The sequence below is a fragment of the Winogradskyella eckloniae genome (genome assembly GCF_013249045.1).
GTDB lineage: Bacteria > Bacteroidota > Bacteroidia > Flavobacteriales > Flavobacteriaceae > Winogradskyella > Winogradskyella eckloniae.
Map to the genome: position 1 here is coordinate 363,253 of NZ_JABRWP010000001.1, position 17,863 is coordinate 381,115.

A 17,863-nucleotide genomic window follows, 5' to 3' on the forward strand; every position below is an offset into this window, starting at 1 on the left:
GATTCTGTTAGTTGATTATCTGTTAATATATACCCAAGAACTTTTTGACTTAGCACCACCTTCGTAGACTACAGTATAGAAGTATGTACCAACTGGTAACTCATTACCATCATTGGTTTGTCCATACCACTCATTGCTATAATTATTCTTAGAGTAAACTATTGTCCCGTTTCTATTGAATATTTTAAGTTCAGTAACGTTAAAGCTTCTTAAATCAAAAGTGTCATTCATACCATCATTGTTTGGAGATATTCCTTGTGGGAAAACACAAGATTCTAACTCAACAACTTCAGTTGATATGATGTTTTGACAACCACTTTCGTTAAATGTTATAGTCGCTTCGTAAGTTCCGTTTAGTACAACATTTGTTAATGTTAAGCCGTTTCCACTAAAAGCAGTACCATTACGAGTCCAGCTAACTGATACTTCATTCGCGTTAAAATTAGATGGTATAATACCTATAGTAGTTTCAGTTACTGATGGTGGTGGACAAACTTCATAATCATATTGAGGATCAAAAGATGCTAAAGGCACAATGTTAACTTCTAAGTTAAACGATGTTGTGTTGTAACATCCATTATCTGTGTTTTCAGCACGTACAAAAATTGTTTCTCCACTACTTGAGTAAGGACTTGCAACTGGGTTTGTGTCTGCATCTGCATCTGCTTGAGAGGTATGATATGTTATCTCTACATTGGCATCTGTATTAACTTCATCGTTAATAGATAATAAATCAAAAGTAGTTACGCCATCTACATTTCCATCTAAATCATCACAAATCACAAAATCTGCTGGTTGATTTACTGTTGGTTTAGGGTTTACGGTTAATTCTACTTGAGACAATTGACGGCAACCAAGGAAATCATTGGTAACGGCATCAGCATCTTCAATTCTCATTATTAATGTTTCTCCCGATGAATTATAAGGCGATGCTACAGGGTCAATTCTTTGATTAGCATTTGCTGTACTAGTATAATAAGATACGGTAAATTCAGCACCTAATCCTAAAGACGTAGTCAATGCATCTAAATCAAAATTCTCAGAGCCATCGGCTTCAGGACCATCACATACTGTTATGTTCTGAGGCGCAACCGTACCAGGATCATTATAAAGATTTATAACTACAATTTGAGAAAATGCATCAGAACCACATTGGTTGTCAAACGCTTGTACTTGGTAATTATCTGATTCAGTAACCACAAGTGATGATGAAGTTTCTCCTGGCATTACAAAACCATTTTTGTACCAAATAAATTCATCTGCAAAAGGTGAGTCTGTTAATATTGTTACAGAATCGAATCCACATACAGATACTTCATCAATTTCTGTAGGATCGTTGTCATCTGGTATAATAACCTCTTCACTGGCAATTTGAGCATCAATTTCAGCTTCAATTGTACCATTGTCAGTACTACCTGCGTTTGTTTGTTCTATTGTAATGTCACCAGCACCACCATTAAAGTTGGTAACCAATAGCATATAAATTTCTCCACTAACAGCATTATCGATAGATAAATTTTCTATTGATGCTCCAGAATAACTACAATCAACAATATTACCAAAAGGGTAGAAACCTGTATCTGGATTATTTGAGAATGGACATGTTGGACAATCTTCTAATAGGATGTCGGTACATGCTTGAGTTACCGAAGTAAATGGTCCCCAGATTACAAAATCAACATCTAAACCATTTCCGTTAGCGTCAGTCTGTTCTATTTGAATTTCAATTGGTCCAGATTGACCTACTTGAATGATATTCCATGTTGGGTTAGGAATAGATCCTAAACAAGCCACTTGACCAGTACTTGGAATTCCAATAACATTCGGCGTTGTTAATGCTCCACCAACAGAACAGAAGTTTTCTGCATTATCACAAATAATATTTGTTGGTGCAGGTCTAATACATAAATCAAACGTTGAAGTTTCAGGTTGACTACCTCCACTAAATACACGTAAATAATAAGTATTCCCTACAACCAATGCAGGTGTTACAGTCGCATCATCGTTAGTACAGTATATCTCTGTTAAAGCGCCACATGAACCTTCGTATAATGCATGATCAATATTGGTAGTACCTCCTACAATATTAATTATAGAAATAATTTGAACTTCACTTAAAGCTTCAAATGTAAACCATACATCGTCATTTGTAGAGCCTGTACAACTTCCATCTGGTACTCCAGAAGGTGTAGCCGCTAGAATTGTTCCTGATGTAACCATGTCACACGTACTCGTTGCATTTACAACTGCAGGAATTGCAGTTCCACAGTCATCGTTGGCTGGAGGACAAGCTAATACTTCGTAGGTTTCACTACTAATAACACAGTTTGTATCTTGTTCATTGGTAACAAATACCTTCACTGAACTTCCAAAAGGGAATGGACCAACTTGTTGTATTCCTGTTGCTGTAGCTTGTACAGTAGTAGCATCTAAAGTGTTAGATAATTCTAATGAAGTAGCATCACCTAAACTTGTAATGTTAACGTCTATAAAGAACTGACTATTGTCACAGTCTGGAACAACGGTATAGTCCGCTTCTGCTAACGTACAATTCAATTGTTGAATGTTTACAGTGAAATCTAAAGTTACACCCCAAGATCCATTATAACAAGGTTCAGGAGTTGATTGTCCAAAATCTGCTGAGCCAACACGCATTCTATGTTCGCCTATTGGTGCCGTAATTGGCATTACAAATGATGCATCTAATAAATGAGGCGTACTTGCACCAGAAGAAGTGCCTTGGTATACTAATTCAGTATCTTCAAAAATTAAATTGTCATCAAAATCAATCCAAACGTTAACGTCATAAGTAAAACTATGACCAAATTCTATTTCTAAGTTGGTATTAATACCTTGAAAAACATTCACTGAAGGTGTTGTATGGTTTTCATAGGTTTCATCACCAAGGCTAGTAAAGGTTTCAATTCCTAGATTTACAAAATTCACTCCTGTTCCATCATTACTTGTAGGTATTGATTCACAATATCCTGTGAAGAATGAAAATGGTCCAAAATAAGAACTTTCGTCACCAGGTCCACAAATCGCAGAAACATAAAATTCGTAGTTTGTATCTGGCGTTAAACCGGTAAGGATATATGGGTTTGTTGTAACTCCAGCTTCAATTGTACCTGTACCTAAGGCAAAACCAGATTCACCGTATTGTATATTCCAAGCCGTTGACGTACCACTTTCTGTCCATCCTACTTCTGTAGAAGTTAAACTTAAATTATTTGCAGTTAAGTCTGAAGGTTCTGGACATGTAGGAATTCCTCTTACTCTAAAATTATCTACGAATACATCATTGTCTGCGGTATCATTAACCGTACCTTCTGAAGCTAATATACCAAACTGTACAATTTGTCCACTATATGCTGTTAGGTCTACAACTGGATGTTCTCCTGTAACTGTAAATACCGAATTAGTATCGTAAGTTAATAAGTTTATCCATGTAGCTCCACCATCGTTAGTCATTAAAAGTTGAACAGTATCATCTGATCCTAACGTACCAGGAGTAGTACTACTACCAAACGTCATGACCCCAAAATCAAATTCTACTTGAAAAGGACCTCCTGTTAAATCAAATTGCGGAGAAAGTAACCAATCACTTCTTGTTGCTACCCATAAGTTTATTTTATATGCACCATCAAATCCGTTGTTTAAGAATCCATCTTGTCCCCAGCTTCCAGCTCCTAATTCCAAAGGCCCTGTAGTTGCGTCTCCATTATCTGCTTCTTCCCAACAATCTGCTGGAATGTCTGTGAAGTTTTCAATATAGTCAGGAATAAAGATGTCACAAAGTGTTTCAAAAGCAAATGGACCTGCCCAACCACTAAGTTCTGTACCACAATTAGCTTGTACGTAGAATTCGTAATTTGTTACGGCATTTAAGCCTGTTGCTGTATAAGGGTTTGTTACACCTACAGCTGTTGGTGTTCCTGTTGGCGCTGTACCTGCAGGAACTATTTCAATATTCCATAAGGCTACTGTACCATCTTGAGACCAACTTAATTCTGCACCATTAGATGTAATAGCGTTTGCCGCTAAAGTCGTAGGATTAAAACAAGAAGGCGCTTCATCAAAAGTGACATCATCAATTGCAATATCATCGTAAAAGTCTGAACTTACTGTTTCAGAAAAGATAAATCTTGCTTGTACATCACCAGTAATCGTTAACGTACTTAAATCAATTACTTTAAGTTCCCATCCTGATGTATTTGTATTATAGGTTGCCATTAAGTTCCAAGCAGCACCATCCCAAACTTCTACGTCTAGAGTACTGTTGGCATTACCTTCATTATCACTTACTTCGTAGAATGATAGTGCAGGTACCGTTAATGTACTAATATCAACCAAAGGCGTGGTTAATGTACTAGGTGCGTCGGTTCCAGAAGAATCAACGAAAGCAAAATAATTATTTGTAGCGGTAGAACCTGTTAAAGTTCCGTTATCACCAATATGATCAAATCCGGTATTATCTGCAAACTCCCAGTCTTCGCCACCATCCATTGACCAACATAATGGAATATTACCACCATTTTCAAAACCTTCTGTATAAGGTGCTGTGAATGTTACACATTCTGTATCAAAAATAAATGGACCAACCCATAAACTTAAATCTCCAGGACCACAATTGGCCTGGTAATATAAGAAGTAAGTCGTAGCAGGCGTTAAACCTGTTAATGTTGTATTAGGTGTTCCCGTAACTGAAATTGCATTTTCTTCTTCACTATTTCCTGGTGTAAAATCCGCACCACTATTGTATTCTATATTCCAATCTGTCTCAGCGTCGCCTGCTGTCCAATTTAATATAGCTGAATTAGATGTAACGTTAGAAGAACTCATGTCATAAGGATCTATACATGTAGGACTTTCAAATAAAGTTACTGCAATATTACCCCAGTCGGCATCAGAGCCACCAAAACTTTGATTTAGGGTAAGATCTATAAGGCCATCTACTGTAGGATCATATATGCCTACAAAATCACCGACAAATGTTAAAGTTGTGTTCGCATTACTGGTTAAACCACCTGTTGTTGGAGGATCAATATTAAGCGCTCCTGCAGATGTAGTCACCGTTAGATCCGCTTCAGAAGACCATGGATTTCCACCTCCTGCAACCCAATCTACAGTTACAGAAAATGAATCATAAGATCCTGTAGAGGATGCTGGTACTGCAACACCATTAGCAACATCGTTTAAGTTTATAGTAACAGGAGAACCTGCAGCCACATTTGTTGGGCCTACTATCGGAGGGAAATTATACTGGGCATTTGCTGTAAATATAAACCCTAGCATAATTAAAAATAGAGTAATCTTTTTCATTATTAATCGGTTTGTTAAAAATTATTTAACCTCTTAACAATCAGCTGATTGCAAGAGATTTTATTGGTGTTTGGTAAAATTTTGTTGTAAAATACACTGATATCGCTGGTTAGACGCATATACAATATGAAGTCGAATATATAAAAAATGGCTATTAACAAGATGTTAACAATGTTATAATAGATTAACTACCGTTATAATCGTTAAATGGTTTAGCTGATTTTTTTATCCCATCTTAAATTGGATGAAAACAGGAAAATGATCGCTAAATCCACCTTTATATTTCTTGCCGACATAGGTTCTAAATGGTTGCCCTTTATATTTGCCCTTGTATTGCGTAAGAAATTTATCGTTAAAGATGTCTGCTTTGTGAAAATTTAATGTTGTTCTGCTGATATCAAAGAAATTCGTTGAAAATAATATTTGATCAAAGAGATTCCATTGAAAATTGTGATTTAAGCTACCGTTGTTATAAGACCAAACGGTTTTAAAAGGATTATAGAGATCACTTTTTTCTTGAAGTGTTTCTATGCTTTTGCTATTGGGATTATCATTAAAGTCACCCATAACAATAACTTTTACTGAAGGATCTTCTTTTTTTAGTTTAGCGATTATTGAATTTACAACATTGGCAGCCGCAATTCTTTTATGTTCAGTTTCTTTTTCTCCTTCTCTTTTAGAAGACCAATGGTTTACAATGATATTTATGTTTTCGTTATTTAATTGCCCTTGAACTAATAAAATATCTCGTGTATAATCTTGATGGCCTAACTCATTTTGAAGGTAAACTGAAAATGTTTCAGAATGTATGACTTCAAAATGGTCACTGTTATATATCAAGGCAACGTCTATACCTCGTTCATCCATAGAATCATAATGAATGTAACTATAGTTTAGGTGACTCAAATTTTTATTGGAAATTAAATCTTTTAAAACCTTTTCGTTTTCAACTTCTGCTAAACCGATAATATCTGGCGCTTTATTAGAATTTTCATATCCAATTTTAGAAATAGCAGTGCCTAATTTTGACAGTTTATTTTGGTAACGTTTAGGTGTCCAGCGTTTGGCGGAATTTGGTAAAAAATCGTCGTCATGAGTTAAAGGGTCGTTTTCCGTATCAAATAAGTTTTCAATATTGTAAAACGCAATAGTGTAAATTTCAGAAGTATTAATCATGGCATTAAATATAGGGTTTTATAATATGACATTGAAAAGATTCAATTGTTTAACTTTGTACTTTAATAATTTTATGATAGAGAAAAAAGATATTGCCTTAGAGAAAGTTGTTCTTATAGGTATAATTACTCAAGACCAGGATGAGGAAACGTCTAAGGAGTATTTAGATGAGTTAGAGTTTTTAACATTTACAGCAGGAGGAGAAGTGGTAAAGCGCTATACTCAAAAAATGAGTATGCCTAATCCTAAAACCTTTATTGGTACTGGGAAAATGGAGGACGTCACTAAATTTGTTAAGGATAATGAAGTAGGTACCGTAATTTTTGATGATGAATTATCACCTGCGCAAGAACGCAATATAAGTAAGATATTAAATTGCAAAATATTAGATAGAACTAATTTAATCTTAGATATTTTTGCGCAACGTGCACAAACGAGTTATGCTAGAACCCAAGTAGAACTGGCGCAATGCGAATATTTATTGCCAAGACTTAAGGGTATGTGGACGCACCTTGAGCGTCAAAAAGGAGGAATTGGTATGCGTGGTCCTGGAGAAACTGAGATTGAAACAGATAGACGTATAGTCCGTGATAAAATAGCATTACTTAAGTCTAAGATTAAGACTATAGATAAGCAGATGGCAGTGCAACGTGGTAATCGTGGTAAAATGGTGCGCGTAGCATTAGTTGGTTATACTAATGTTGGGAAATCTACATTAATGAATGTCATTAGTAAAAGTGATGTTTTTGCCGAAAACAAACTGTTTGCAACTTTAGATACAACGGTAAGAAAAGTGGTTATTGGAAATCTTCCATTTTTGGTAAGTGATACAGTTGGGTTTATTAGAAAATTACCAACGCAATTGGTAGAGTCTTTTAAGAGTACCTTAGATGAAGTACGTGAGGCCGATTTATTATTACACGTTGTTGATATTTCGCACACCAACTTTGAAGAACATATAGATTCTGTAAATCAAATATTAGATGATATTAAAAGTAAGGATAAGCCAACTATAATGGTGTTTAACAAGATCGATGCTTATGAGCCAGAACCTTTTGATGACGATGATTTAATTGCAGAGCGTACTGAAGCAAATTATTCTATTGAAGAATGGAAACGTACTTGGATGAATAGAGTAGGTGATAACGCTTTATTTATTTCGGCTATTAATAAGGAAAATATGGACGAGTTTAGAAAACGCGTTTATAAAGAGGTTAGAGAAATACATGTAACACGCTTTCCGTATAACCATTTCTTATATCCAGATGTTGAGGATATAGAATAAGTACAGATAGCAGTTATACAAACAAAAAAGAGGTCTTAATTATAAGACCTCTTTTTTATAAAATATTGTGTTTAGCTTAAAACTTGTAGCTTAAACCAAATGTGTAATAAGATTGTAATTTGTTATCAAGATTGTCAAATGTAGGTTCTGCATCTGTACCAGTAGAATCCCACTCGCCTAATGCATAATTAAGCGCTTCTTGTTTGTTGCTTCTTAAGCCAAAGTCAAATCCAACACCAATCATTTTCCATAATGTATAACTAAAAGAGTTTGTCCATGTCCAGTTAGATAAGTCGCTAGACTCGTAACTTTGGAAAGTAGAGAAGTTAGTTTTAAAGTTAATAGCACCAATTTGTCTTGTATAATCTGCTACGATTTTTGCACCCATAGAAGATTCAAAAACAGAATCATTATCAGCAAATACAAAGTTGTAGTTTAATGGGTGTATAACAACAATTAAGTTTTCAATTGGTGTCCATGTAGCACCAACACCAACATCTAAATATCCTGGATCGTTAAAGTTGTCTAATATAGTTGTTCTGTATTCCATTAAACCAGAAATAGCCCAAGTTTTACTAATGTTTCTACCGTAAAGTGACGAGATATTAAAGACATCCGTTCCGTTTTTGAAGTCATCTTCATCGGTATCATCATTTTTGTCGTCAAACTTTATCCAATTTAAATTGGTTAATAAAGAGTTTCTCCAAAAATATTTGTCTTCAATTTTGTTAGCAAATGCGTTGAAAGTAATTCCGAAATTACCAGAAGATAAATCTGGAGTACCTTGTCCGTACCAGTTGCTAAAATTTGATAAGCTTCCACCAATAGTACCGAAAGCTCCTGTTCTCCAGCCTGGTAAGGCATCTATTTGTGCTTGCAATGCGTTTGCTTCTCCCTGAAACTTGTCCGCTTCTGCTTGTTTCTCAGCTTTTTGAGCTTCTAATTCTTCCTTTGTTTGGGCAAATGCAATTGTTGTAACTGCAAATAGAAGTAGGAGGGAAAAAAATAATTTTTTGTTCATAATGGATTAAAATTTAATAATTTAGGTTTGTTATTAATTTGCAAATATAAGTGATTATTAGATTTTGTTTATTGTTTTTAATTTAAATCACCATAAATTAAGACACTAACAATTCTGTTAGGTCACATATTTTAACGTTTTTTAAATAAAGGGACTGCAGAACAGGCTTCTCCAAACATAATGGATTTTGCCAATGGCTTTAATTTTTGAGTCAGTAATACTAATGCATTTGCAGGTACAGGCTTGTGTGAGCATCCTTTAATAATTACCGGAAGATCTTTATATTCGGTAAGGTCTAAATTTGAAATTATTTGAGTATATAATATGGATTCTAAGTTTTCTAAAGAACCGATTATAGCCAGCTTGGCATAGGTCTGTAGTTCTAAAGAAATTAACATATATGCCCAATCAGGTATTATAGCATCGGTTGAACAATGCAGCGCAACATAGCAATCTTGGTATTGTGACCAATTATGGTTAGATACAAAGACCCTAAATTCTTTTTCGCGAAGCACTAAACCTTCAAATAACCAATCTTTTATGTCAAAAAGGATACGGTTTCCTGTTGGGTAATAATCCTCTAAGTCAAGGACTTTTAGCTTGCTATTGGCAACTCTGTTAATTATTTCTCCTTCCATAGATTCAAATAAAAAGGGTTACTACATTTTGCGACTGCAAAAGTAAATTAGATCTGTTTAAGGTTAGGATATTTCTATAACATTCCTAGCTCTAACTTAGCCTCTTCACTCATTAAGTCTTGCGACCAAGGTGGATCGAACGTAATTTCTACTTCAGCATTTTTTACTTCATTAAGAGATTTTACTTTTTCTTCAACCTCCAAGGGAAGCGTTTCTGCAACAGGACAGTTTGGGGTTGTGAGTGTCATTAAGATTTTTACTTCAAAATCTTCGTTTACAAAAACATCGTATATTAATCCTAGTTCGTAAATATCTACTGGAATTTCAGGATCGTAAATGGTTTTTAAAACTCTTAGGATTTTTTCACCTAATATTGCCGTATCTATAGTTGTGTCGCTCATAATTCTTATTTTTTTAAGAGTAGTATTTAAATAATGTTCTGAATACTATATGCTTAAAATTTTTCTATTAACCTAATTGTGTTTGATATGCGATTGCATACAATTTTAGTTGCTTTATCATGCTCACCAAACCATTTGCGCGTGTTGGTGATAAGTGTTCTTTTAGTCCTATTTGATCAATAAAGTCCGTGTTAGCTTCAAGAATATCCTTTGGGTGTTGATTAGAAAATACTCTAATTAAAATAGCAATTATACCTTTTGTAATGATAGCATCACTGTCTGCTGTAAAGTTAACTTTATCATCTTGCATGTTAGCATGAACCCAGACTTTACTTTGACAGCCTTTAATAATGTTATCTTCGGTTTTGTATTTGTCTTCAATTAAAGGTAAGTCTTTCCCAAGGTCAATCATGTATTGGTAGCGTTCTTCCCAATCTTCAAACATAGAAAACTCGTCAATAATTTCATTTTGTACTTCTTCAATAGTCATAGTCTCATTCTTTTTAGCAAAATTACAAAATCGTTACTTTTTAATAGTGTTTTCTTTAATGGATAACACTTTATTAACTAAAGCTAATATGACTTCTGGTGGATTGCCATGATCAAAAGTTGGGGTTTTATATTCTACATCTCCAACTATGATCGCTAAGGAAGCGTGCAATGCGCCATCTAATTGATGATTTGTAGATGGTGGAATTAAATCTTGAATGGCTTCAATATCTATTTTATCAATGAGTTGATTGATTTCTTTCCAATCCTTTTGTTCTGTATGAAATTTATCTACCTCAATTAGATTTTTATCTTGAGATATGAAGACATTAGTTTTTGAAATTGAGACAAAATCGTATGTAAGTTTTGAGTTTGTTGTGTATTTCACCACTGTTTTATAATCTATATCAGTGTTTGTTTTAGCACTTTTTTGAGAACTAACTTGACTAGTTGTTGCTGTTATTAAAGTGGTTTCCTGATCTAAAAATGTTAAAATATTATCCTTAATTGAAAATGTGTTAACCGTATTTAAGGCTTTTAAAAAATGACGTTCTGATACAGATGCTGAACCTGGACATAGTTTTTTAGATGCACCTATCTGGCTAAATGTTATAGTGTTATTTTCTAACAAATAATTGCCGAAGAAACGATTACAACCTGCAAAACCTGTGACCTTGTTTGTTGTGGTATCAAAGGTTATTGTTATTTTATTACTAGATACGTCTGTGTCTCCAAGTTGTGTGATATAGTACGTGCCAGAAAGTGAGTCTTCCATTTTTTTGCTGTTTTCCATTGCTTTTTTAGATGAATCACAAGAATTCAATGTCGTTAAAAGCATAAATAAACTTAGTAAAATTTTCATCTATAAAGTGTTTATTATGGTAAGTTACACATTTAATGCCAAAGTTTAAGATAGCATCATTATTGCTTTTTTTAAGGCTGAAATAAAGCTGTCAATTTCTTCTTTGGTATTGTAAAACATAAAGGATGCTCTAACGGTTCCTGGAATGTTATAAAAATCCATAATCGGTTGTGCACAATGATGACCTGTACGTACAGCGATTCCCATTTTATCTAAGATAGTGCCAATATCATAAGGGTGAATGTTACCAACATTAAACGAAATTACAGAGGTTTTTTCTTTTGCAGTGCCGTAAATTTTTAAACCGTCTATTTTTTGTAACTGTTCAGTTCCGTATTCTAAAAGTTCATGTTCGTATTGGGCAATGTTGTCAAAACCAATGGCATTCATATAGTCAATGGCAGCGCCAAAGGCAATACCACCACAAATGTTTGGTGTACCTGCTTCAAATTTATGCGGTAAGGCTGCGTAGGTGGTTTTTTCAAAAGAAACTTCTGCAATCATTTCGCCACCTCCTTGGTAAGGTGGTAATTTGTTTAACCATTCTTCTTTTCCGTAAAGCATACCAACACCTGTTGGGCCACATAATTTATGCGCTGAACAGACGTAAAAATCAACATCTAAAGCTTGAACATCTGGTTTTATATGCGGACACGATTGGGCACCATCTACTAAAACAGCTGCGTTAACCTTATGTGCTTCGTCTATAATATATTCAATAGGATTTATGGTGCCTAGAGCATTTGAAATATGGTTAACAAAAACCAATTTGGTGTTGTCGTTTAAAAGCGCATCAAATGCTGAAAGCATTAATTCGCCATTTTCATTCATAGGAATCACTTTTAAACTCGCGCCTGTGCGTTCACAAAGCATTTGCCAAGGCACAATATTACTGTGATGTTCTAATGCTGACACAATAATTTCATCGCCTTTTTTCAATAAAGAAGAAAAGCCATTAGCGACTAAATTAATGCTATGCGTGGTGCCAGACGTGTATATGATTTCGTGAGGATGTTTAGCATTAAAATGTTTTTGAATTTTAATACGTGCTTGCTCATAAGCATCTGTAGCTTCTTGACTTAAACTATGTACACCTCTGTGAATATTGGCATTGTAATTTGTATAATAATCTACAATTACATCAATAACCTGTTGAGGTGTTTGCGAGGTGGCCGCATTATCGAAATATATGAGCGGTTTCCCATTAACCGTTCGGTTAAGGATTGGGAAATCTTTTCTTATGTTTTGTACGTCTAACATTATCTAAAATTGCTAATGACAAAGATACAACGCAATGTGCTTAAAGAAAAACGAATCGGTAAGCATTAAATTTATTAAGCATTTTATTTGTATACATTTTAATAAAATGTATATTTGCATTATGTATAGCAAAGAATTAACAAAAGGAACGTTGCAACCAATCATTTTAACCGTGATAAATAATAAGGGAAAAATGTATGGTTACGAGATTACGCAAGAAGTAAAAAAGATGACCTCAGGTAAAATAGATATTTCTGAAGGTGCTTTATATCCTATTTTACATAAACTCGAAGCGAAAAAAGTTTTAGAAACAGAAAAAGTATTTATTGGTAAGCGCGTAAGGAAATATTATAAGGTGACCAATGAAGGTAAAAAAATGGTGGACACCGTAACCGAAGAAATTAATGATTTTATAGAAACGCTACACCTCATATTTAACCCAAAACCAATTTAAGTATGCAATTAACAGAAAAACATATTACGTTCATTGAGAATAGTTTATCATTATATGGTGTAGAAAATATTGATTTAAGAGAGGATTTGCTAGACCATATTTGCACCTATATTGAAAATCAAGATTCTGATGATTTTAATGGGTTATACCAACAAGCTTTGCAAAAATTTGGTGGTTATGCCAGTTTTAAGAACTTACAATTAGAAACCAATCATCAAAAATTAGCTAAAGAAATTATTACTGTAAATAAGGTGAAATTCACTGCAGGCTTTTTAGTAATTCTGTTATTAGTAGTTAGCTTAGTTTTTCAAATGATGCAATGGCCTTATGCAAATGCTTATTTACTTGGTGCAATTGCAGTTTCTGTATTAGTGATACTGCCTGTTCATTTTTATGCAGCCTATAAAAAATCGATTCACAAATATTCTTAAATCATTTATCATGAAAAAATCATTTTATATCCTCGGATTTATTACATTTTTTATTCTCGGCATTGGTGCTATGTTTGAGTTTTTGACGTGGCCATACAGAGGTATTATTGTTTTTGTTGGATTTCTGTTTCTAAATTTCGGATTGATTCCAACCTATTTTTATCAAAAATACAAGCAATGTTAAACTTAAGAAACACCTGTTTATTGGTTTGTGGGTTACTCTTTTTAAGTGCAACAGCTCAAAACAATATACATCAAAAAATTGATGAATTATTGACATCTTATGTTTCTAACGATACGCCAGGTTTGAGCGTAAAAGTGATTAATAAAAACCAAAGTGTCTACTCTAAAGGCTTTGGACTTTCACATTTAGATTATAACATTAAGAATTCAGATTCTACCGTTTTTAGTTTAGCATCGATAGCGAAACAATTCACGGCCTCAGCAATTTGGGCTTTGGTCCAAGACCGTAAAATTAGTTTAGATGATGATATTAGAATTTATTTGCCAGAATTTCCGAAGTACAAAGACACCGTTAGAATAAAACATTTGCTCAATCACACCAGTGGTATTCGTAATTATCATACGTTAATGTATTTGGCTGGTTTTGATTATGATGCTAAATATTACGATAACAATACCGTTTTAGAATTGGCCATTAGGCAGAAAAATTTAAACCATTTAGTTGGCGAAAAAGTCAGCTATTCTAATACCAATTATAATTTACTAGCTATTATCATTGAGCGTATTTCCGGGCAAAATCTTAACGCATATTTAAAACTCAAAATATTGAATCCATTAAAAATGAATTCAACGTTTGTAAGGGTTGAACACGGTAAACCTATAAAAAATAAAGCTGTTGGTTATAAAAGAAATCAAGATGGTTATAGGTTTAATACCAATAATCAGTTGAGTTATGGCGCAGGAAGCATGGGTTCTTCCGTTAATGATATGGCTATTTGGATGCAAATGCTGAATGGCCAAATTGTAGAATTTAGATCGTTAGCGAAATTTTTAAAAACAACGGAAACTCTAATTTCAGGCAAGAAGGCAAATTACGCACGTGGATTAATGGTGGATAATTATAAAGGTTATGAAACTTTAAATCACAGCGGATTTGGATTTGGTGGACGGTCTCAACTTATTACGGTTCCTGAAAAAGATATAGGAATCATTGTTTTAACCAATGCACAAGATATTGATGCGCCAAGAATAGCATATCAAATTTTAGATGTCTTGATGGAAGATGCTAACAATATTAAAAATGAAATCCAAAAGGAAACTTCATTTCAACCTAAAAATCTTGATGAATTTATTGGCGAATACAAAGAAATCAATAGCGATATGACTATGAAAATATTTGTTGAAAACGACACGCTAAAATCCGTTGGTTCTATGGGAAGAACTGCGGCTGCTCTTGTGCAATACGACCAAAATAAGTTTCATAGAACCCAAAGCCAGAATGTAAAATATGATTTTTCGCCATCTGCATCTCACGATATGATTATCTCATTTGGTGGCACACCTTTTTATTTTAAACAGGCTAAATTTATTGATGCTAAAACCGTTGAAGTCTCAAATTTTGAAGGTAATTTTTATTCTGAAGAATTAGAAGTAACATACCATTTTTTTAAAGAAGATAATAAGCTTAAACTATCTTTTGTTGGTAATGAAGATATAAACTTACATCCAGTTCAGTTAAATGAATTTGGAAACAACGATAGAACCTTATATCGCTTTGTAAAGGATGCTAATAATGAAGTAACAGGCATGCTCTTATCTTGTGATGGGACTGTGAAAGACATTGTATTTAAAAAAGAAAAGGACCGCTAAATAGCAGTCCTTTTTCTAGTTTAATTTTTTTCGAGACTTATAAATCAAACCCAAGATTAACACCTAATTTTTTAGCAATAATCTTAGTAACTCTATTTTTCAGTTCAGGAATTTTAACCGAATCTAAAACGGTATTACTAAACGCAAACATTAATAATGCTTTGGCTTCTTTTTCTGGGATTCCTCTAGAGCGTAAATAAAACATCGCACTTTCATCTAACTGACCAATGGTACAACCATGAGAACATTTTACATCATCTGCAAAAATTTCAAGCTGTGGTTTGGTATTAATTGTGGCTTTGTCGCTTAATAAAACATTGTTGTTGGCCTGAAATGCATTGGTCTTTTGCGCTAACTTTTCCACCACAACTTTACCGTTAAAAACTCCGGTTGCGTTATCATCAAAAATACCTTTGTAATCTTGATGGCTTTCGCAATTTGGCTCAATGTGATGTACTAACGTATTGTGGTCTACATGTTGCTTATCTCCAATAATGGTAATCCCTTTCATGGTAGAATCTAAACGTTCTCCGTTTTGATAGAAATTAAGATTGTTTCTTGTTAATTTACCACCAAAAGAAAAGGTATGCACTTTAGCTAAACTTTCTTGTTTCTGATTTACGTACGTGTTGTCAATTAATGACGCACTTTGCTTATCGTTCTGAATTTTGTAATAATCGACAATAGCACGTTTATTTGTAAATATTTCAGTTACAGAATTGGTTAAAACAGGATTGTCAGTTAAACTCTGATGACGTTCTATAATCTGAACATGTGCATTTTCATTCACTACAATTAAGTTACGTGGTTGTAACATGACTGCAGCTTCATTTCCTGTTGAGAAATGAATAATTTGTATGGGTTTGTCTACAACTTTATTCTTTGGAATATTGATGTAAGCACCTTCATAAGAAAACGCCGTATTAAGAGATGATAAACCGTCTTTTGATGCAATTTTATTGAAATAATTATCAATAATTACTTTGTATTTTGGCTTAGTTAACGCTGCAGACATGAGGCAAACATCTAAACCATCATGTGTAGTTTGCGACAAATGCGAAGAATATTTACCATCGATAAAAATGATTTTGTAAGCATCAATTTCATGAATAAAATACTTCTTAATGTCTTTGAATTCTAGTGCATTTTCATTTTTTGGAAACACACTATAATCGTGTTTTAAAACAGAATTTAATGAGGTGTATTTCCAATTTTCTAATTTCTTAGTAGGAAATCCTTCTGTTTCAAACGTTTTTATAGCTTCAGTACGAATATCATGTATGGAAGAGTGCACATCTACTGTGTCTTCGAATGCCATAAATGACGATACTAATTTTTCTTTTAAACTCATTTTTTAAGTCTTCAGTTCTTAGTCTTCAGTATGCAGTTAGAAAAATCTCGCTGCAAACTTTTGTTCACTATTTATAATTATAAGAAATAACAATGCGTTTGAGTAATCAGTTTTGAGTTAGCATCTGCAAACTGCAACTGAATACTGCAACTAGCGCAAAGCGCTATGCATTTACTTCTTCTTTAATCCAATCGTAGCCTTTAGCTTCTAACTCGTGTGCTAATTCTTTGCCTCCCGATTTTACAATCTTTCCGTTGTATAAAACATGAACAAAATCAGGTACAATATGGTCTAATAAACGTTGGTAGTGTGTAATTACAATAACAGCGTTGTCTTTAGATTTCAATTTGTTGACACCGTTTGCTACAATACGAAGCGCATCAATATCTAAACCAGAATCCGTTTCATCTAAGATGGCTAATTTTGGTTCTAACATGGCCATTTGAAAAATCTCGTTACGCTTCTTTTCTCCACCAGAAAATCCTTCGTTAAGAGAGCGCGATAAAAACTTACGGTCTATTTCTAAAAGCTCAGATTTGTCTCTAATCATTTTCAACATATCCTTTGCAGGCATATCTTCTAAACCTTTAGCCTTACGTGTTTCGTTAATAGCAGTTTTCATAAAGTTAGTGACACTAACTCCAGGAATTTCTACAGGATATTGAAAGGATAAGAAAATACCTTTGTGTGCACGTTCTTCAGCTGCCAATTCTTCAATGTCTTCGTTTTCTAGTTCAATAGAACCTTCTGTAACTTCGTATTCTTCTTTACCAGCAATAACCGAAGCTAACGTACTTTTACCTGAACCATTTGGTCCCATTATAGCGTGAACTTCTCCTGGTTTTACTTCGAGATTAATACCTTTTAATATGGCTTTGTCTTCTATACTTGCGTGCAAGTTATTGATCTTTAACATAATCTTATTTTGCTAATTTTATAACGTCTTGTGAATCTGGGTTTGGTGCTTCCACCTTTAATATTTCTTTTATTTCAACTCTAAAAGGCCAACCTTCCTCGCCTTCTGGTTTTTTAAATTTTCTGACTCTAACGGTAACCGGAACCATATCTGTTGCTTCCTTTTTAAATGCGGTTACTTGTTGTTCTAATACATGTAAATTCTCATCGATAACTACACCATAAATATCATTTGCTGTTTGTAAAACCGCAGCATCTCCAAAATATACATATTCGCCTTTCATGGTAATGTAACCGTCATTTTCATCGTAAGATTTTGCTCTGTTTTCTTCTAAATCAATAGATGTGTTTTTCGTTTCATTTTTACATGAGAACAGAACTAATGTCATAAGTATAATAATGTTGATTTTTTTCATTTTAAAAAT

Annotated in this window: 16 protein-coding genes; 5 read left to right on the plus strand and 11 right to left on the minus strand. The window is 33.8% G+C overall.

Annotated features, from left to right (window positions below; translation table 11 throughout):
• Positions 1-15 precede the first annotated feature (15 nt).
• Both HNV08_RS01640 and HNV08_RS01645 read right to left on the minus strand, forming a co-directional pair.
• Positions 16-5,322 carry a fibronectin type III domain-containing protein gene (locus HNV08_RS01640; protein WP_173279366.1) on the minus strand — a complete coding sequence of 1,769 codons (5,307 nt, stop codon included), beginning with the start codon at positions 5,320-5,322 and terminating at the stop codon, positions 16-18.
• Between the two features lie 225 nt (positions 5,323-5,547).
• Complete coding sequence (locus HNV08_RS01645) at positions 5,548-6,498, minus strand: endonuclease/exonuclease/phosphatase family protein (protein ID WP_173279367.1); 951 nt, start codon at positions 6,496-6,498, stop codon at positions 5,548-5,550.
• 73 nt (positions 6,499-6,571) lie between these two features.
• Between HNV08_RS01645 and hflX the strand changes: the two genes are divergently transcribed.
• Entirely contained in the window at positions 6,572-7,783 is a 1,212-nt protein-coding gene (gene hflX, locus HNV08_RS01650; RefSeq protein ID WP_173279368.1) for a GTPase HflX, read from the plus strand.
• A 76-nt stretch (positions 7,784-7,859) separates the two neighbouring features.
• Here hflX and HNV08_RS01655 read toward each other — a convergent pair whose 3' ends face one another.
• The 6 genes from HNV08_RS01655 to HNV08_RS01680 form a co-directional block, all read right to left on the minus strand.
• Complete coding sequence (locus HNV08_RS01655; RefSeq protein ID WP_173279369.1) at positions 7,860-8,804, minus strand: DUF3078 domain-containing protein; 945 nt, start codon at positions 8,802-8,804, stop codon at positions 7,860-7,862.
• 131 nt (positions 8,805-8,935) lie between these two features.
• The gene (locus HNV08_RS01660; RefSeq protein ID WP_173279370.1) at positions 8,936-9,442 is read right to left on the minus strand and encodes a DUF2480 family protein; all 507 of its coding nucleotides are present in this window, start codon (positions 9,440-9,442) and stop codon (positions 8,936-8,938) included.
• A 74-nt stretch (positions 9,443-9,516) separates the two neighbouring features.
• On the minus strand, positions 9,517-9,843 hold the full coding sequence (locus HNV08_RS01665) for a DUF59 domain-containing protein (RefSeq protein WP_173279371.1): 327 nt from the start codon (positions 9,841-9,843) through the stop codon (positions 9,517-9,519).
• Positions 9,844-9,910: 67 nt separating this feature from the next.
• A complete protein-coding gene (locus tag HNV08_RS01670; protein WP_173279372.1) occupies positions 9,911-10,333 on the minus strand; it encodes a SufE family protein in 423 nt (140 codons plus the stop codon).
• A gap of 33 nt (positions 10,334-10,366) precedes the next feature.
• Positions 10,367-11,194 carry an META domain-containing protein gene (locus HNV08_RS01675; protein WP_173279373.1) on the minus strand — a complete coding sequence of 276 codons (828 nt, stop codon included), beginning with the start codon at positions 11,192-11,194 and terminating at the stop codon, positions 10,367-10,369.
• Between the two features lie 45 nt (positions 11,195-11,239).
• On the minus strand, positions 11,240-12,454 hold the full coding sequence (locus tag HNV08_RS01680; protein WP_173279374.1) for an aminotransferase class V-fold PLP-dependent enzyme: 1,215 nt from the start codon (positions 12,452-12,454) through the stop codon (positions 11,240-11,242).
• 121 nt (positions 12,455-12,575) lie between these two features.
• Between HNV08_RS01680 and HNV08_RS01685 the strand changes: the two genes are divergently transcribed.
• The 4 genes from HNV08_RS01685 to HNV08_RS01700 are packed head-to-tail and all read left to right on the plus strand — an operon-like array spanning position 12,576 to position 15,172.
• Positions 12,576-12,908 carry a PadR family transcriptional regulator gene (locus HNV08_RS01685; RefSeq protein WP_157364886.1) on the plus strand — a complete coding sequence of 111 codons (333 nt, stop codon included), beginning with the start codon at positions 12,576-12,578 and terminating at the stop codon, positions 12,906-12,908.
• A 2-nt stretch (positions 12,909-12,910) separates the two neighbouring features.
• Entirely contained in the window at positions 12,911-13,339 is a 429-nt protein-coding gene (locus HNV08_RS01690; protein ID WP_173279375.1) for a thioredoxin domain-containing protein, read from the plus strand.
• Positions 13,340-13,349: 10 nt separating this feature from the next.
• Entirely contained in the window at positions 13,350-13,523 is a 174-nt protein-coding gene (locus tag HNV08_RS01695) for a hypothetical protein (protein ID WP_173279376.1), read from the plus strand.
• Positions 13,517-15,172, plus strand: coding sequence for a serine hydrolase domain-containing protein (locus HNV08_RS01700; RefSeq protein WP_173279377.1), 1,656 nt, complete (start codon positions 13,517-13,519; stop codon positions 15,170-15,172). Before HNV08_RS01695 ends, HNV08_RS01700 begins: the two co-directional genes overlap by 7 nt.
• Positions 15,173-15,209: 37 nt before the next feature.
• Here HNV08_RS01700 and sufD read toward each other — a convergent pair whose 3' ends face one another.
• The 3 genes from sufD to HNV08_RS01715 form a co-directional block, all read right to left on the minus strand.
• A complete protein-coding gene (sufD, locus tag HNV08_RS01705) occupies positions 15,210-16,523 on the minus strand; it encodes a Fe-S cluster assembly protein SufD (protein WP_173279378.1) in 1,314 nt (437 codons plus the stop codon).
• A gap of 163 nt (positions 16,524-16,686) precedes the next feature.
• Positions 16,687-17,439, minus strand: coding sequence for a Fe-S cluster assembly ATPase SufC (gene sufC / locus HNV08_RS01710; protein WP_173279379.1), 753 nt, complete (start codon positions 17,437-17,439; stop codon positions 16,687-16,689).
• 4 nt (positions 17,440-17,443) lie between these two features.
• Positions 17,444-17,854 (minus strand): hypothetical protein, encoded by a 411-nt coding sequence (locus HNV08_RS01715; protein WP_173279380.1) that lies wholly within the window; start codon positions 17,852-17,854, stop codon positions 17,444-17,446.
• Positions 17,855-17,863: the final 9 nt, after the last annotated feature.

Excerpts from the sequence above, each read along its gene's own strand:
- HNV08_RS01640 (WP_173279366.1), bottom strand. The coding sequence starts at position 5,322 with ATGAAAAAGATTACTCTATTTTTAATTATGCTAGGGTTTATATTTACA.
- HNV08_RS01645 (WP_173279367.1), bottom strand. The coding sequence starts at position 6,498 with ATGATTAATACTTCTGAAATTTACACTATTGCGTTTTACAATATTGAA.
- hflX (WP_173279368.1), top strand. The coding sequence starts at position 6,572 with ATGATAGAGAAAAAAGATATTGCCTTAGAGAAAGTTGTTCTTATAGGT.
- HNV08_RS01655 (WP_173279369.1), bottom strand. The coding sequence starts at position 8,804 with ATGAACAAAAAATTATTTTTTTCCCTCCTACTTCTATTTGCAGTTACA.
- HNV08_RS01660 (WP_173279370.1), bottom strand. The coding sequence starts at position 9,442 with ATGGAAGGAGAAATAATTAACAGAGTTGCCAATAGCAAGCTAAAAGTC.
- HNV08_RS01665 (WP_173279371.1), bottom strand. The coding sequence starts at position 9,843 with ATGAGCGACACAACTATAGATACGGCAATATTAGGTGAAAAAATCCTA.
- HNV08_RS01670 (WP_173279372.1), bottom strand. The coding sequence starts at position 10,333 with ATGACTATTGAAGAAGTACAAAATGAAATTATTGACGAGTTTTCTATG.
- HNV08_RS01675 (WP_173279373.1), bottom strand. The coding sequence starts at position 11,194 with ATGAAAATTTTACTAAGTTTATTTATGCTTTTAACGACATTGAATTCT.
- HNV08_RS01680 (WP_173279374.1), bottom strand. The coding sequence starts at position 12,454 with ATGTTAGACGTACAAAACATAAGAAAAGATTTCCCAATCCTTAACCGA.
- HNV08_RS01685 (WP_157364886.1), top strand. The coding sequence starts at position 12,576 with ATGTATAGCAAAGAATTAACAAAAGGAACGTTGCAACCAATCATTTTA.
- HNV08_RS01690 (WP_173279375.1), top strand. The coding sequence starts at position 12,911 with ATGCAATTAACAGAAAAACATATTACGTTCATTGAGAATAGTTTATCA.
- HNV08_RS01695 (WP_173279376.1), top strand. The coding sequence starts at position 13,350 with ATGAAAAAATCATTTTATATCCTCGGATTTATTACATTTTTTATTCTC.
- HNV08_RS01700 (WP_173279377.1), top strand. The coding sequence starts at position 13,517 with ATGTTAAACTTAAGAAACACCTGTTTATTGGTTTGTGGGTTACTCTTT.
- sufD (WP_173279378.1), bottom strand. The coding sequence starts at position 16,523 with ATGAGTTTAAAAGAAAAATTAGTATCGTCATTTATGGCATTCGAAGAC.
- sufC (WP_173279379.1), bottom strand. The coding sequence starts at position 17,439 with ATGTTAAAGATCAATAACTTGCACGCAAGTATAGAAGACAAAGCCATA.
- HNV08_RS01715 (WP_173279380.1), bottom strand. The coding sequence starts at position 17,854 with ATGAAAAAAATCAACATTATTATACTTATGACATTAGTTCTGTTCTCA.